The 15,340-nt window shown below is 64.6% G+C and carries 14 protein-coding genes; 13 read left to right on the forward strand and 1 reads right to left on the reverse strand.

What is annotated here, in order from left to right:
• Positions 1–44: 44 nt before the first annotated feature.
• From hpt to L1F31_RS05350, 12 genes are all read left to right on the forward strand, one after another.
• Positions 45–596, forward strand: a complete 552-nt coding sequence (gene hpt, locus L1F31_RS05295; RefSeq protein ID WP_025778026.1) for a hypoxanthine phosphoribosyltransferase — start codon at positions 45–47, stop codon at positions 594–596.
• Positions 597–831: 235 nt separating this feature from the next.
• Complete coding sequence (ftsH, locus tag L1F31_RS05300) at positions 832–3,012, forward strand: ATP-dependent zinc metalloprotease FtsH (RefSeq protein ID WP_265419627.1); 2,181 nt, start codon at positions 832–834, stop codon at positions 3,010–3,012.
• Positions 3,012–3,635 carry a GTP cyclohydrolase I FolE gene (gene folE / locus L1F31_RS05305; RefSeq protein ID WP_265419628.1) on the forward strand — a complete coding sequence of 208 codons (624 nt, stop codon included), beginning with the start codon at positions 3,012–3,014 and terminating at the stop codon, positions 3,633–3,635. The genes ftsH and folE overlap by 1 nt, the downstream gene beginning before the upstream one ends.
• Before the next feature lie 26 nt (positions 3,636–3,661).
• The gene (gene folP, locus L1F31_RS05310) at positions 3,662–4,525 is read left to right on the forward strand and encodes a dihydropteroate synthase (protein WP_265419629.1); all 864 of its coding nucleotides are present in this window, start codon (positions 3,662–3,664) and stop codon (positions 4,523–4,525) included.
• A complete protein-coding gene (gene folK / locus L1F31_RS05315; protein WP_265419630.1) occupies positions 4,522–5,499 on the forward strand; it encodes a 2-amino-4-hydroxy-6-hydroxymethyldihydropteridine diphosphokinase in 978 nt (325 codons plus the stop codon). The genes folP and folK overlap by 4 nt, the downstream gene beginning before the upstream one ends.
• Before the next feature lie 28 nt (positions 5,500–5,527).
• Positions 5,528–5,989 carry a DUF3180 domain-containing protein gene (locus L1F31_RS05320; RefSeq protein ID WP_265419631.1) on the forward strand — a complete coding sequence of 154 codons (462 nt, stop codon included), beginning with the start codon at positions 5,528–5,530 and terminating at the stop codon, positions 5,987–5,989.
• Complete coding sequence (locus L1F31_RS05325) at positions 5,986–6,486, forward strand: PH domain-containing protein (RefSeq protein WP_265419632.1); 501 nt, start codon at positions 5,986–5,988, stop codon at positions 6,484–6,486. Before L1F31_RS05320 ends, L1F31_RS05325 begins: the two co-directional genes overlap by 4 nt.
• A 2-nt stretch (positions 6,487–6,488) precedes the next feature.
• Positions 6,489–8,345, forward strand: a complete 1,857-nt coding sequence (locus tag L1F31_RS05330; RefSeq protein WP_265419633.1) for a PH domain-containing protein — start codon at positions 6,489–6,491, stop codon at positions 8,343–8,345.
• A 2-nt stretch (positions 8,346–8,347) separates the two neighbouring features.
• Entirely contained in the window at positions 8,348–9,238 is an 891-nt protein-coding gene (locus tag L1F31_RS05335; RefSeq protein ID WP_265419634.1) for a Rossmann-like and DUF2520 domain-containing protein, read from the forward strand.
• 44 nt (positions 9,239–9,282) lie between these two features.
• A complete protein-coding gene (gene lysS / locus L1F31_RS05340) occupies positions 9,283–10,842 on the forward strand; it encodes a lysine--tRNA ligase (protein ID WP_265419635.1) in 1,560 nt (519 codons plus the stop codon).
• Positions 10,843–10,847: 5 nt separating this feature from the next.
• Positions 10,848–11,093 (forward strand): hypothetical protein, encoded by a 246-nt coding sequence (locus tag L1F31_RS05345; protein WP_265419636.1) that lies wholly within the window; start codon positions 10,848–10,850, stop codon positions 11,091–11,093.
• A complete protein-coding gene (locus L1F31_RS05350) occupies positions 11,059–11,391 on the forward strand; it encodes a histone-like nucleoid-structuring protein Lsr2 (protein WP_265419637.1) in 333 nt (110 codons plus the stop codon). Before L1F31_RS05345 ends, L1F31_RS05350 begins: the two co-directional genes overlap by 35 nt.
• 294 nt (positions 11,392–11,685) lie before the next feature.
• Here L1F31_RS05350 and L1F31_RS05355 read toward each other — a convergent pair whose 3' ends face one another.
• Positions 11,686–12,576: a macrolide 2'-phosphotransferase gene (locus L1F31_RS05355; protein ID WP_265419638.1), complete on the reverse strand. Its 891-nt coding sequence runs from the start codon at positions 12,574–12,576 to the stop codon at positions 11,686–11,688.
• 149 nt (positions 12,577–12,725) lie between these two features.
• On the opposite strand from L1F31_RS05355, the gene L1F31_RS05360 reads away from it, so the two are divergent.
• Positions 12,726–15,263: an ATP-dependent Clp protease ATP-binding subunit gene (locus L1F31_RS05360; RefSeq protein ID WP_265419639.1), complete on the forward strand. Its 2,538-nt coding sequence runs from the start codon at positions 12,726–12,728 to the stop codon at positions 15,261–15,263.
• Positions 15,264–15,340 lie beyond the last annotated feature (77 nt).

The raw sequence follows: 15,340 nt of genomic DNA on the forward strand, positions 1-15,340 counted from the left end.
CATAATGGAATCTCCAGGACCCCATCTGAGGAGAAGCGACGCTCGTGGACATCAACGATCTCGGCAATGACATCGAAAAAGTACTCGTCTCGGAAGAGCAGATAGCCGCACGACTCGTTGAACTGGCAGCCGCCATCGATGAAGACTACAAGGACAAGGACATCCTCCTCGTCGGCGTCCTCAAGGGAGCGGTCATGGTCATGGCCGACCTCGCCCGCGCGCTGCACTCACCGGTGACGATGGACTGGATGGCCGTGTCCTCCTACGGCTCCGGCACCAAATCCTCCGGCGTCGTGCGCATCCTCAAGGACCTCGACACCGACCTGACCGACCGTCACGTCCTCATCGTCGAAGACATCATCGACTCCGGACTGACCCTGTCCTGGCTGGTCCAGAACCTGCGCACCCGCGGAGCCGCGACCGTCGAGATCTGCACGATGCTGCGCAAGCCCGAAGCCGTGAAGGTCGACATCGACGTCAAGTACGTCGGCTTCGACGTGCCCAACGAATTCGTCATCGGCTACGGCCTCGACTATGCGGAGAAGTACCGCAACGTGCCGTTCGTCGCGACCCTGGCCCAGCACGTCTACAGCTGAGCCGAGACACCGCCGCAGTTTTACGCTCGCGTCGAACCGGCGGTCCATCCGACACCGGGCGCGGAATAGTTCCGCCCGGATTCGGGCTATGCCGGTGCACTGCGATCACGGTTCGTCATCGGGCGTGCACACCGATTCGGGCTGTGCCGGTGCGAAGTACTAGGCTGTGGGGGATGTTCCCAGGCAGCCTCGGTAGCCTGAAACGGTTGCCCACATCTTTTTCCTGAGAGGACTTATGGCCGAGTCGAACAAACGTCGCCCACTGCTCAACAAGGCGACGAAGGGCCCATTGGTCTGGATCGTCATGGCGCTGCTCGTTGTGTCGATCGGTGCGCTGCTGTTCAGCCAGTCCGGCTTCAGCCAGATCGACACCGAACAGGGTCTGCAGCTGCTCAAGGACGACAAGGTCGAACAGGCCAAGATCGTCGACAAGGACCAGCGCGTCGATCTCACTCTCAAGGACGATTACAAAGTCGACGGCAAGGACTTCGGCAAGAAGGTCCAGTTCTTCTACGTCGAACAGCGCGGCGAGCAGATCGTCAAGGCCGTCGACTCCGCCGAACCCGATAAGGGCTTCACCGATGAGGTGCCCAAACAGTCGTGGCTGATGTCGCTGCTGGGCACGCTCATCCCGTTCGTCATCATCTTCATCGTCTTCTGGTTCCTCATCTCCCAGATGTCGGGCGGAAAGATGATGAACTTCGGCAAGTCGAAGGCCAAGCTCGTCAACAAGGAGAACCCGGACGTCACGTTCAAGGACGTCGCCGGAGTCGACGAGGCCCTCGAAGAGCTCGAAGAGATCAAGGAATTCCTCGCCGAGCCCGAGAAGTTCAAGGCCGTGGGGGCGAAGATCCCCAAGGGTGTGCTCCTCTACGGTCAGCCCGGCACCGGTAAGACCCTCCTGGCCAAGGCCGTCGCCGGTGAGGCCGGAGTCCCGTTCTACTCGATCTCCGGTTCCGACTTCGTCGAAATGTACGTCGGCGTCGGCGCCTCCCGCGTCCGCGACCTCTTCGAACAGGCGAAGTCCAACGCTCCGTGCATCATCTTCATCGACGAGATCGACGCCGTCGGACGCCAGCGCGGCGCCGGCATGGGCGGTGGACACGATGAACGCGAGCAGACGCTCAACCAGCTGCTCGTCGAGATGGACGGCTTCGACGTCAAGACCAACGTCATCCTCATCGCCGCAACGAACCGTCCCGACGTCCTCGACCCAGCGCTGCTGCGCCCCGGCCGCTTCGACCGGCAGATCCCTGTCGAAGCACCGGATATGAAGGGCCGCAAGCACATCCTCGAAGTCCATGCCGCCGACAAGCCGCTTGCCGATGAGGTCGACCTCGGACAGATCGCCAAGCGCACCCCCGGATTCTCGGGAGCGGATCTGGCCAACGTCCTCAACGAGGCGGCCCTGCTCACTGCCCGTGAGAACGCGAAGGTCATCGACAACCGGATCCTCGACGAGGCGATCGACCGAGTCATCGCCGGCCCGCAGAAGCGGACCCGACTGATGAACGACAAGGAACGGCTCGTCACCGCCTACCACGAGGGCGGGCACGCACTGGTGGCGGCTGCGATGAACCAGACCGACCCGGTCACGAAGGTGACTATCCTGCCGCGCGGTCGCGCACTCGGCTACACAATGGTGCTGCCCAGCGAAGACAAGTACTCGACGACGCGCAACGAGCTGCTCGACCAGCTCGCCTACGCGATGGGCGGTCGGGTGGCCGAGGAGATCGTCTTCCACGATCCGACCACCGGGGCCAGCAACGACATCGAGAAGGCGACGAACATCGCGCGGAAGATGGTCACCCAGTACGGCATGTCCGAGAAGCTGGGCATGGTCAAGATCGGCGACGACCAGTCCGAGCCCTTCGCCGGACGCGGCTACGGCGGCGGCGACGAATACGGCGACTCCACCCTGTCCTCGATCGACCGTGAGGTGCGCGAGCTCATCGACTCCGCCCACGCCGACGCGTACTGGGCGCTGACGCACAACCGTGATGTCCTCGATGACCTCGCCTACCAGCTGCTCGATCGGGAGACCCTCGACCAGGCGGCACTCGAAGCGATCTTCGCCCCGATCGTCAAACGGCCGATCCGCGATGTCTGGCTGGCCCACGACGACCGTCCGGTGTCCGAACGCGGACCCATCGAACCGCCGGCACCGCAGGCCGATCGGAATCCCGGAGACGGATCCACCGGGACCGAGGTCGACACGACCGACATCCCCGGTGCAGGACCCTCGGGAGTGAGCGGCCCGCACGTTCCGCACAACCCGCCGGGCCCGCAGAACCCGAACGGACCCACTGGTCCGACAGGTGGCCCGACCGGGCCGACGGGTGGCCCGACCGACGGACCCGGCAGCACCGGACCGTCGACGAACGAGACGAATGACAACAGAGGAAACGACGACTGATGGCCGATACCGAAGAGGTCACCGCGGGCCTCGGGCCTGCGCCCGCCGGGCATGAGAACAAAGTCGATCAGGACCGGATCGCCGCGGCAGTGCGTGAGATCCTCATCGCCGTGGGCGAAGACCCTGATCGTGAGGGTCTCGTCGAAACCCCGTCGCGAGTGGCCAGGGCGTACGAGGAGATCTTCGCGGGCCTGCACCGGGACCCGTCCGAAGTCCTCGGCGTGACCTTCGACATCAGCCACGAGGAGCTCGTCCTCGTCCGCGACATCGACCTCTACTCCACCTGCGAACACCACCTCGTGCCGTTCCACGGAGTCGCTCACATCGGATACATTCCGAGCAAGAACGGCAAGGTCACAGGCCTATCGAAGCTTGCGCGCCTCGTCGAGATCTACGCCCGCCGCCCGCAGGTGCAGGAACGGCTGACCGCGCAGATCGCCGACGCCCTCGTCGAACACCTCGACCCCCAAGGCGTCATCGTCGTCGTCGAAGCCGAACACCTGTGCATGACCATGCGCGGGGTCCGCAAACCCGGCGCCTCGACGATCACCTCGGCCGTGCGCGGTCAGCTGCGCGACAGCGCCTCCCGATCCGAAGCGATGAGCCTGATCCTCGGACGCTGAGAATCGGCACGAGGGACAGAGCAGCGATGCAGCAGACCACGGAGGCGCAGACCACAGAGCGTCAGGGCACGAAGATCATGGGCGTGCTCAATGTCACGCCCGACTCGTTCTCCGACGGCGGCCGCTACTTCGACCACGACCGAGCCGTCGCCCACGGACGCGAACTCATGGCCGCCGGTGCCGACATCATCGACGTCGGCGGCGAATCGACACGACCCGGATCCGCCCGCGTCGACGAGGCCGAAGAGCTGCGTCGCGTCGTGCCCGTCGTCCGTGATCTCGCCGCCGCCGGTGCCGTGATCAGCGTCGACACCATGCGTGCCCGTGTGGCCCGGGAGTCGCTGGCTGCCGGTGCCCACATCATCAACGACGTCTCCGCCGGACAGTCCGACCCGACGATGCTCAGCGTCGCCGCCGAGACCGGTGCCCCGATCGTGCTCATGCACTGGCGCGGCTACCTCGACCAGGCGTCAGCGACCTTCTCCTACGACGATGTCGTCGCCGAGGTGGTCACCGAGCTGCGCACCCGGATCGACGAAGCCATCGCGGTGGGTGTGAAGCCGGAGAACATCATCGTCGACCCGGGCCTGGGCTTCTCGAAGAACGCCGAACACAATTGGCAGCTGCTGTCGGCCCTCGACGAATTCGCAGCGCTTGACCACCGACTGCTCGTCGCGGCCAGCCGGAAGCGCTTCATCGCCTCGCTCATCAGCCCCGACGATCCGAAGCAGGCCGAGCAGGCGGCGAAGGACCAGGCAACCGCGACGATCTCGGCGATCTCGGCGCAGGCCGGAGCCTGGGCGGTCCGCGTCCACGACCCGGCCACCTCGGCGATCGCCTGCAAGGTCGTGGCCGCCGTCTCCGCAGCAGCGGGGGAGAGGCGATCTTGACCGGCACCGAGGCGGCACCCGACCGCATCGAACTGCGCGGACTCACCGTCCGCGGCAACCACGGCGTCTTCGACTTCGAAAAGCGCGATGGTCAGGACTTCGTCATCGACGTCACCCTGCACACCTCGATCGCCGCTGCCGCCGCCACCGATGACCTCGCCGAGACCATCCACTACGGCGAACTCGCCGAGGATGTCGCCGGGATCGTCGAGAACAACACCTTCGATCTCATCGAAACCCTGGCCGACCGCATCGCCGACCACTGCCTGAGCCTGTGTGAGCACGTCGAGGTCGTCGTCCACAAACCCTCGGCCCCGATCCAACGCGCCTTCGACGATGTGCGCATCCGGGTCGAGCGCCGCCGCACGGCGGCCCCGCATGCCGCGGACCCCGCAGAACCGGCGACCCTCGCTCCCGCCTCGGCGAGCTCCGACGCAGACGGCACGGACCGCGCGGGCGGCACGGACCGCACCGAGGCATACCTCAACCTCGGCGCCAACCTGGGCGATGCCCGCGATACCCTCGATCAAGCCGTCGAAGCCCTCGACCGGCACCCGGACATCACCGTGGAGCGGCGCTCATCCCTCTACCGCACCGCGCCGTGGGGCGGAGTCGAACAGAACTACTTCCTCAATCTCGGGCTCATCGTCACCACCACCCTGTCGGCACTCGAACTCCTGTCCGTGGCGCAGGGCATCGAAGTCGCCTGCGGGCGCACCCGCGAGCTGCGGTGGGGGCCGCGGACCCTCGACATCGATCTGATCCGCTTCGGACCCGAAGCCGACGAACTCGTCTCCTCCACACCTCGTCTGACGCTGCCGCACCCGCGTGCCCACGAGCGGGCGTTCGTGCTGGCACCCTGGGCCGAGCTCGTCGGTGAGACGATGCTGAACACCCCGACCGGATCGCGTCCGCTCAGCACGATCCTCGCCGAACTCGATGACCAGGAGATCGCGCGCATCACCTCTGGATAATCGACCGTCATCTGAGAGACTGGGAACCATGCAGAGAACCTCCACGTCCACCCTCGCCGTCTGGGCCGTGATCGGCACGGTTCTCGCGGTCGTGGTCGACGTGGTGCTCGAAAGCCAGGGATTCGCTCTGCCGGGTCTGCCGTGGTTCGCGATCATCGGCATGATCGTCCTCTCAGCCGTCCTCCTGGTGCTCGGCTGGCCGATCAAGAAATGGAACGACGGCGACCGGACCAAAGAGATCGACCCCATCCAGGCGGCCCGTGTCGCCGTCATGGCCAAAGCCAGCGCACTCACCGGGGCCGGACTGGCCGGATGGTACCTGGGCAACGCCGGCTACTACTTCCTGTCGGCCCCCGGGATCCGCAACGATCTGGCAGCAGGTATGCTTGTCGCCGTGATCGCTGCCGCGGCACTCATGATCGTGGGCATCATCGTCGAGGGATTCTGCGAGATCCCGCCCCAAGACCCGCCGGGAGCTGAAACAGCATGAACCGTGACCTCTCATTCTCCATCGGGGCCGATGTGCCCTTCAACAGGGTGAGCCCGAAGTACGGACTCAAAGAGGTCCTCGCCTCGATGACCCTGCTGGTTCCGATGCTCATCGTCGCCGTGGTCTTCGCGATCATCTTCACCGCCGATGTGCCGTGGCTGCACCTGATCTGGATCGCCATTCTCGCCTACGGCGTCATCTCGACGATCATCGTCCTCCGCCAGGCGCGGGCGATCGGCTATGCCGAACGTGAGGACGACCTGCTCATCCGCCGTGGCATCATGTTCCACAAGGCGACCGTCGTGCCCTACGGACGCCTGCAGTTCGTCGACGTCGACGCGGGTCCGATCGACCGCATGTTCGGCCTCGCGACGGTCAAACTCCACACCGCATCGGCCGCCACGGACGCCACCATTCCGGGCCTGCCCCGCGCCGAGGCCGACCGCCTGCGCGACAGCCTCGCCGGGCTCGGACAAGCCAATCTGGCCGGACTGTGAGCATGAGCGAGGACCCCACCCCCGCCGAGGCGGCCGGAACGGAGACGACAGTCCCCGAGGTGGCCGTTCCCGAAATCTGGCACCGCGTCCATCCGCTCACCCCGATTCTTGAGAGCCTCGGCGTCCTCGTCGGCATCTTCATCGCTGCTGCCTATGGTCTGCAGAACTTCTTTCAAAGTGCCGTCGAAGACCTCGCCTCCGGCCGTTCCGTCAATCTCACCTTCGCCGATTGGCTGCGCAGCCATCCGCTGGTGATCCTCGCCGTCATCGGCGGCATCATCCTCATCCTCCTGCTCACCGCCCTGTTCAGCTGGTTGGCGTGGCGGGTCATGGGGTACCGGGTCGATGCCGAGGCGATCTACTATCGCCGCGGCCTGCTGTCGAAGAAGCTGCGCAAGGCCCGCCTCGACCGGGTGCAGTCCATCGATCTGCAGCAGAAGCTGCTGCCGCGGATGCTGGGCATGGCCGAACTCGTCTTCGACGTCGCCGGCGGCACTGACTCGAACATCTCGCTGAAGTACCTGTCGAAGAAGCGCGCGGAAGAGCTCCGCGACGAACTCCTCGCCGCAGTCCGCTCCCGGAAGCGCGAGAGCGGCGGACCCGCCGATAGGTCTGCCGGCTCCGCCGATACGTCTGCCGGACCTGCCGACGAGTCAGCTCCGGCGGGCGGGCCGGAAGCGGCAGTCGGAGTCTCCGGCTCAACTCAGCTCAGCGGAACCCCAGAGGCGGACGGGGATCGAAGCGTCGATCTGTCGGCTCCAGAGAACCGCGACGAGAGCCTCGGTGTGCGTCTGAGCAAACGCCTCGGCGTCTTGGCCGATGATGTCTCCGGCGAGGCCGAATCGAGTCTCGGCGATCTGCTCGCCCCCTACAACCTGCGCCCGAACGTCGGTGACGAAGGCGAGATCATCCGTGTCCCCGTCCACCGGGTCGTCGTCGCCTCCCTGCTCAAGACCGAGACCCTCGTGTCCGTGGCCGTCGTCGTCCTCGTCGTCATCACCGCCATCGTGCTGCTGGCCTTCGGGATCGAAGAAGCGTTCATCCCGATCCTCGTCGGTGCCCTGCCCGGCCTCTTCGCCACCTTCTCCGTGTTCCGGAAGAACCTCGACAACGCGAACTTCGTCGTCCGCCTCGGCGAATCCGGTCTGGCTGTCAACCACGGACTCTTCTCCACCTCGCGCAAGGTCATCCCGCTCGACCGCATCCAAGCGGTGTGCCTGTCTCAGCCGCTGCTGTGGCGGTGGGCCGGCTGGTGGCAGGCGGAATACAACATCGCAAGCGACGGCGGCAGCGGCGATTCGAACCTGCTGCTGCCGGTCGGCGATGTCGATCAGGCGCTGCTCATGGTCGGGCTGGCGCTGCCGGACCCGCAGCTGGGCGATGGTCTGGGCGCCGATACGCTGGTGCGCTCGGCGATGTACGACCGGAAATCCACCGCTCCGAACGCCGCCGCTGCCGAGGCGCTGTTCCATCCGCAGCCGCGGTCCTCGCGGATCCTCGATCCTCTCGTGTGGAAGCGACGCGCGTATGCGCTGACCGAATCGCTGCTCGTGCTCCGCCTCGGCGCGTTCAGCCGCCGCGTCGACTTCGTCCCGCATGTGCGGGTGCAGTCCCTGCGCTACCACCAGGGTCCGCTGATGCGGGCCCTGGGTCTGGGGTCAGTGTCCGTGCATTCGACCGCCGGTCCCGTCGCCCCGCAGGTCAAACATCAGGGCACCGAGGAGGCCAAGGCCTTCTTCACCGAGCACGCCGAACGCACCCGGCTGGCCCGCCAGCGCTTCGACGCCGCGACCGAAGAAGCGAAAGCCGGGCATTCGGCTGCAGCCGAGCACAACCCGAATCCGTTCGAGGAGAACTGAATATGAGTCAGGACGACGCCCCACGGCTGGGCATCGGCGTCATCGGCTGCGGTCGGGTCGGAGCGACCATCGCAGCGGCGTGGCGGCAGTCCGGTCACGCGATCGTCGGTGTCAGCGCCACTTCGGAGGCCAGCCGCGACCGGGCCGCGGACATGCTTCCCGGTGTGCCCGTCCTCGACCCCGATGAGATCGCCGAACGCGCAGAGCTCCTCCTCGTTGCCGTTCCCGATGACGAGATCGCGCCGTTGGTGGCAGGGCTCGCCCAACTCGGATGCATTCAGACGGGGCAGATCCTCGTGCACTGTTCGGGACGGTACGGAACGGACGTCCTCGAAGCCGGGACCCGCCTCGGCGCGCTGCCTATCGCCCTGCATCCGTCGCTGACGTTCACCGGCACTGAAGTCGACCTCACCCGGCTGCGGCAGGCCACGATCGCGGTCACCGCTCCGGCGCCGATCCGGCCGGTCGGTGAGGCCCTCGTGGTCGAACTCGGCGCCGAACCCGTCGACATCGCCGAAGCCGACCGGCCCCTCTACCACGCTGCCATCACTCATGCGTCGAATCACACGATCACGATCCTCGCCGAAGCCATGGAGATACTCACCGAGGCGGGAGTGGACGATCCCGCCCACGTCCTCCACGCCCTGGTGGATGCGAGCGTGGCCAACACTCTGCAGAACGGGCGGAAGGCGCTGACCGGGCCGGTCAGCCGCGGCGACGTGGGAACCGTCGCCGCGCACCTGGCCGCGCTGAGCGAATTCAGCCTCAGCCGGTCGAACCCGTCGGCCCGCAACAGCTACATCTCCCTGGCCCGATCGACGACCTCGACGGCGCTGGCGATGGGACGGATCACACCCGTGCAGGCACAGGAGATTCTGGGCGTCCTCGACTGACCGCCGAATTCCCCCGCGCGGCCCGTCCACGGTAGCCTTGAGGCATGGCGAACACCGACTCGAAGACACCTGAGAACGCAGACCTTTCACCCGAACATCTCGATCCGGAGCAGATCCGGATCCGAAAGGAAAAGCGCCAGCGTCTCCTCGACGGCGGTACCGAGGCCTACCCCGTATCAGTGCCTCGCACACACAGTCTCGCCGAAGTCCACGCCGCCCACGACGGACTCGAAGCCGGGGAGGAGACCGAGGACATCGTCGGCGTCATCGGCCGCGTCGTCTTCGTCCGCACCACCGGCAAACTCTGCTTCGTGACCCTCCAATCAGGCGACGGCACCCGACTGCAGGGCATGCTGTCCCTGCGCGAGGTCGGCCAGGAGCGCCTCGACGACTTCAAGACCGATGTCGACCTCGGTGACTTCCTGTTTCTGCACGGCAAGGTCATCAAGTCCAAGCGCGGCGAACTGTCCGTGCTCGCGGACTCCTGGGACATGGCCTCGAAGGCCATCCGCCCTCTGCCGGGACTGCACACCGAACTGGCCGAGGACACTCGAGTCCGCCAGCGCTATCTCGACCTCATCACCCGCGAACAGGCCCGGGAGACGATGCTCACCCGTGCCAAAGTGATGTCCTCGCTGCGGAAGACCTTCGCCGGGCAGGACTTCGTCGAGATCGAGACCCCGATGCTGCAGACCATGCACGGCGGCGCCTCGGCGCGACCGTTCAAGACGCACATGAACGCCTACGACATCGATATGTATCTGCGCATCGCCCCCGAGCTGTTCCTCAAGAGGGCGATCGTCGGCGGCATCGAGAACGTCTTCGAGATCAACCGCAACTTCCGCAATGAAGGCGCCGACTCCACCCACTCGCCGGAATTCGCCATGCTCGAGGCCTACCAGTCGTTCGGGGACTACCATTCGATCGCGGACCTGACGAAGTCACTCATCCAGAACGCCGCGCAGGATGCCACCGGGTCGCTCGTCGTCACCCTCGAAGACGGCACCGACTACGACTTCGGCGGCGACTGGACCGTGGTGAGCATGTACGAGTCGCTGTCGGAGGAATCCGGCGTCGAAGTCACCCCGGAGACCGGCCTTGACGTGCTGGATAAGATCGCCGCGGACAACGACGTCGACCTGACGGGAGTCTTCCGGTCCCACGGCAAGTACGTCGAAGAGCTGTGGGAGCACTTCTACCAGGACAAGCTGTGGGCTCCGACCTTCGTCACCGATTTTCCCGTGGACACCTCACCGCTGGTGCGCGAACACCGGACGAAGAAGGGCGTCGTGGAGAAATGGGATCTCTATGTGCGCGGCTTCGAACTTGCCACGGGCTATTCTGAGCTCGTCGACCCGATCATCCAGCGCCAGCGCTTCGAGTCGCAGGCAGCCGACGCCGCCCGCGGCGATGACGAGGCCATGGGCCTTGACGAAGACTTCCTCATGGCGATGGAACACGGAATGCCGCCGACCGGCGGAATGGGAATGGGGCTGGACAGGCTGCTGATGGCATTGACCGGATTGGGAATCCGCGAAACCATTCTGTTCCCATTCACGAAGCCTCTGGCGGCTTCACAGGAGGACAAGGCTCAGGAAGGCTGATTATCATGCTCGATATCCTCAAAGCACTTCTTCCCTCGATCTGCGTGGGACTGCTGTTCTGGTATGTATTCAAGAATATCGTCAGAGCAGATCGGAATGAACGCGAACAGGTTGGTAAATACCATTCAGAGATTGAAGTTAGCGAAGTCGACGATATTCCGGAATCGGATGTTAAGATGACTGCGACAAATACTTCTGATTACGAAAAGAGTGAACATGGCAAGGGAAATGCGCCTCGTTCTCACGGATGATTTCGACGGAACCGAGGCGGCAGAAACTGTTCGCTTCAGCCTCGACCAGGCTACCTACGAACTCGAGCTCTCAACAGAGAATGCTGAAAAGCTCCGTGAGACGTTCGCCCCATTCATCGCCAAAGCACGTCGTGTGGCCAATGCCGGCGGCCGTGGCCGCCGCGCTGGTTCGAGCGCCGGTCCCAAGCGGGACACCGCGAAGATCCGCGAATGGGCTCAGAACAACGGATACCAGCTCGGAGACCGCGGCCGGATTCCGCTGGAGATCGTCGAAGCCTACGAAGCCGCCGAAAAGTAGGAGGCCATTCGAAAGCGGAAATCAGCCAATCGGACCTGAGGGGTCAGCGAATACCATCGCTGGCCCCTCAAGTCTTTTCGTATTGAAACAACAGCGATTTGGCGAAAGGCTCGGCAAGCGCAGCACGAGGGACGAGAATGCGATAAGTCACAGGAATCTGCCAGGAATTTGATGGGCGACGTATCCTGGTGACGATCAGCGGACAAACGTAGCGGAATAGCCAGGACAAGGCAAGGGAGCCTGAACTGTGAGCAAGGAAAGCCTTCTGGTCATCCGTCGGATAACGGAGTCGGTCTATGCGACCGGATTGAGTTGAGCTCCTGCTGCTTTCATGTGGCCCGGATCGCCCGTCTGCAGGGCGAACAGTCCCAGCTCAACGGGGGATGTGGAGAAGAGCACACCGCAGTGTTCGGCGAACCGGGGCCAGACTCGCCCGCCTTCTTCGACGTATCGCTTCGTCGTCGCTTCGAATGCGGAGGCTGAGACGCTGGCGTGGTGGAACATGAAGTCCCTGGCCGGATCGCCTATCGATGCGGTCGTCCAGTCGAGAATTCCCAGATTGATCGGCCCGTCCATGAGCTGGTGCGCCGGATACACCTCACCGTGAGTCACGGTGGTGAATGTCGGCCAATAGCTGTCGTCGTCGAGCCACGCAGTCCACCGCTGCCGCAGGCTGGCCGCCACTTCGAATTCGGCGGCGACCAGTTCGATGTCGTCACGCTTGCGCTGCCGGACCTCGGCGGGGGAGAACTCGGGAATGCCAGAGTCGCGAACGGCGGCCGGATCGACGGTGTGCAGTTCGGCGAGGACGGAACCGAGTGACTTCGCGTAGTCGGGGGACTCGACATCGAAATGCCACTGCGGCGCTCCATCGGCGTCGATCGTCAGCCCGGGGGCTCCCGGCAGCAGCGGGTAGGCGATGAGGTCCTCTGTATGAACCTGCCAATCCGGGACCGCGACGCTCAGGTGCGGTGCGATGGCGGTCAGGAAGCGGCCCTCGACGGCGGCACGCTCGGCGACATCCGGGCGTCGAGGTATCCGCAGCACCCACGATCGACCGTCGACCGCCTCGGCGATGGCAACCTGGAAGTCGAGGCCGAGTTCGTTGACGGCGATGGAATCGGCGATGACGTCGAGCCCATGGGCGCGGGCCAGCTCGTGGATGGCAGAACGATCGGTGGACATGACTGCAGCCTCTCTGACGTTGCTGTGTGGGTCTCGAGTCTAGAGAATTTCGCCCACAGCCAAACGCTTTCGGCTCATGGCGAAACGTGCAATAGAACCGCGCTCATGGTCGTTAGGCTCAGAAGACTAAGAAACCGAGGAGGATGAATATGTTCGAGCGGTTCACCGACCGAGCACGACGCGTCGTGGTGCTCGCGCAGGAAGAAGCGAAACTTCTCAAACACAACTACATCGGCACCGAGCACATCCTGCTCGGCCTCATCCACGAGGGTGAAGGCCTGGCAGCCAAGGCTCTCGAGGGCATGGACATCTCCCTCGAGCAGGTGCGCGACCAGGTCCAGGAGATCATCGGACAGGGCCAGCAGGCGCCGAGCGGACACATTCCCTTCACGCCGCGGGCGAAGAAGGTCCTCGAGCTCAGCCTCCGTGAGGCACTCCAGCTGGGCCACAGCTACATCGGCACCGAGCACATCCTGCTCGGCCTCATCCGTGAGGGCGAGGGCGTCGCCGCTCAGGTGCTCGTCAAGCTCGGCGCCGACCTCGGCCGGGTCCGTCAGGAAGTCATCAAGCTGCTCTCGGGCTACCAGGGCAAGGAACCGGTGTCGGCCGGCGGCCGTGAAGAGGGAACTCCCTCGGGTTCGCTCGTGCTCGACCAGTTCGGCACCAACCTCACCGCCGCAGCCCGTGAAGCCGACCTCGATCCGGTCATCGGCCGTCACGAGCAGATGCAGCGCGTCATGCAGATCCTCTCGCGCCGGACGAAGAACAACCCGGTGCTCATCGGCGAACCCGGCGTCGGCAAGACAGCCGTGGTCGAAGGACTCGCACAGGCCATCGTCAACGGCGATGTCCCCGAGATCCTCACCGACAAGCAGCTGTACACGCTCGACCTCGGTTCGCTGGTCGCCGGCTCCCGCTACCGCGGTGACTTCGAAGAGCGCCTGAAGAAGGTGCTCAAGGAGATCCGGACCCGCGGCGACATCATCCTCTTCATCGACGAGATCCACACGCTCGTGGGTGCCGGTGCCGCCGAAGGTGCCATCGACGCTGCTTCGATCCTCAAGCCCATGCTGGCGCGCGGAGAGCTGCAGACCATCGGTGCGACCACCCTCGACGAGTACCGCAAGCACATCGAGAAGGATGCAGCACTCGAGCGCCGGTTCCAGCCGATCCAGGTTCCCGAACCGTCGCTGGCGCATTCGATCGAGATCCTCAAGGGTCTGCGCGACAAGTACGAAGCCCACCACAAGGTCACCATCACCGACGGTGCCCTTGCTGCGGCGGTGAACATGTCCGATCGCTACATCAACGACCGGTACCTGCCGGACAAGGCGATCGACCTCATCGACGAAGCCGGAGCGAAGCTGCGCATCTCGCGGCTGTCCGTTCCGCAGGAGGTGCGCGACCTGGAGGAGAAGATCCTCGAGGCCCGCCACCGCAAGGAAGCTGCGATCGACGCTCAGGACTTCGAGCTGGCCGCTTCGGAGCGTGACTCCGAGATGAAGCTGGTCAAGGAGAAGGAAGAGCAGACCGAGGCCTGGCGGAAGTCCGGCACCGACACCTCCAAGGTCGTCGACGCCGATCTCATCGCCGAAGTCCTGGCTTCTGCCACCGGCATTCCGGTCTTCAAGCTCACCGAGGAGGAGTCCTCGCGTCTGCTGCGGATGGAAGACGAGCTGCACAAGCGCGTCATCGGTCAGGACGACGCGGTCAAGGCGATCTCGCGGGCGATCCGTCGTACCCGTGCGGGTCTGAAGGATCCCAAGCGTCCCTCCGGTTCGTTCATCTTCGCCGGCCCAACCGGTGTCGGCAAGACCGAGCTGGCCAAGGCGCTGTCGGAGTTCATCTTCGGCGACGAGGATTCGCTCATCAGCCTCGACATGTCGGAGTACTCGGAGAAACACACCGTATCGCGTCTGTTCGGTTCGCCTCCGGGATACGTCGGCTACGAAGAGGGCGGTCAGCTCACCGAGAAGGTCCGTCGCAAGCCGTTCTCCGTCGTCCTCTTCGATGAGGTGGAGAAGGCCCACTCGGACATCTTCAACTCGCTGCTGCAGATCCTCGAGGACGGTCGACTCACTGACTCGCAGGGTCGTGAGGTCGACTTCAAGAACACCATCATCATCATGACGACCAACCTCGGTACGCGTGATGTCTCGAGCGGACTCCAACTCGGATTCCAGGTCGAGGGTGACACGAAGACGAACTACGACCGGATGAAGCAGCGGGTCAACGAAGAGCTCAAGCAGCACTTCCGCCCCGAGTTCCTCAACCGCGTCGACGACACGATCGTGTTCCCGCAGCTGGGCAAGGACGAGATCATCAAGATCGTCGACCTCTTCCTCGATCGTCTCAACGTCCGTCTTGCCGATCAGGGCATGAAGGTCGAGGTCTCGGACGAGGCGAAGAACCTGCTCGCCGATCGCGGTTACGATCCGGTTCTGGGTGCCCGACCGCTGCGTCGGACCATCCAGCTCGAGATCGAGGACACGCTGTCGGAGAAGATCCTGTTCAAGGAGATCGGACGGGGCCAGACCATCAAGGTCGACGTCGAAGGTGAAGGAAAGGACGCAGAATTCACCTTCGCGGGCACCGAGACCGAGTCTCTGAAGCCCGCGGATGACGAGCACGGCGAACTCGCCGGTGCGGGATCCTCCGGGTCGAACGGTTCGGAGAGCTCCGTCTGATCGAACAGCGCCCGCAGGGGCTGATCGATCAGCGCCCGCAAGGGCGAGACTGACGAGACCGGGGAGTCGGCTGAGGC

It is taken from the genome of Brevibacterium spongiae (genome assembly GCF_026168515.1).
Lineage (GTDB): Bacteria > Actinomycetota > Actinomycetes > Actinomycetales > Brevibacteriaceae > Brevibacterium > Brevibacterium spongiae.

Excerpts from the sequence above, each read along its gene's own strand:
- ftsH (WP_265419627.1), top strand. The coding sequence starts at position 832 with ATGGCCGAGTCGAACAAACGTCGCCCACTGCTCAACAAGGCGACGAAG.
- folE (WP_265419628.1), top strand. The coding sequence starts at position 3,012 with ATGGCCGATACCGAAGAGGTCACCGCGGGCCTCGGGCCTGCGCCCGCC.
- folP (WP_265419629.1), top strand. The coding sequence starts at position 3,662 with ATGCAGCAGACCACGGAGGCGCAGACCACAGAGCGTCAGGGCACGAAG.
- L1F31_RS05320 (WP_265419631.1), top strand. The coding sequence starts at position 5,528 with ATGCAGAGAACCTCCACGTCCACCCTCGCCGTCTGGGCCGTGATCGGC.
- L1F31_RS05325 (WP_265419632.1), top strand. The coding sequence starts at position 5,986 with ATGAACCGTGACCTCTCATTCTCCATCGGGGCCGATGTGCCCTTCAAC.
- L1F31_RS05330 (WP_265419633.1), top strand. The coding sequence starts at position 6,489 with ATGAGCGAGGACCCCACCCCCGCCGAGGCGGCCGGAACGGAGACGACA.
- L1F31_RS05335 (WP_265419634.1), top strand. The coding sequence starts at position 8,348 with ATGAGTCAGGACGACGCCCCACGGCTGGGCATCGGCGTCATCGGCTGC.
- lysS (WP_265419635.1), top strand. The coding sequence starts at position 9,283 with ATGGCGAACACCGACTCGAAGACACCTGAGAACGCAGACCTTTCACCC.
- L1F31_RS05345 (WP_265419636.1), top strand. The coding sequence starts at position 10,848 with ATGCTCGATATCCTCAAAGCACTTCTTCCCTCGATCTGCGTGGGACTG.
- L1F31_RS05350 (WP_265419637.1), top strand. The coding sequence starts at position 11,059 with ATGGCAAGGGAAATGCGCCTCGTTCTCACGGATGATTTCGACGGAACC.
- L1F31_RS05355 (WP_265419638.1), bottom strand. The coding sequence starts at position 12,576 with ATGTCCACCGATCGTTCTGCCATCCACGAGCTGGCCCGCGCCCATGGG.
- L1F31_RS05360 (WP_265419639.1), top strand. The coding sequence starts at position 12,726 with ATGTTCGAGCGGTTCACCGACCGAGCACGACGCGTCGTGGTGCTCGCG.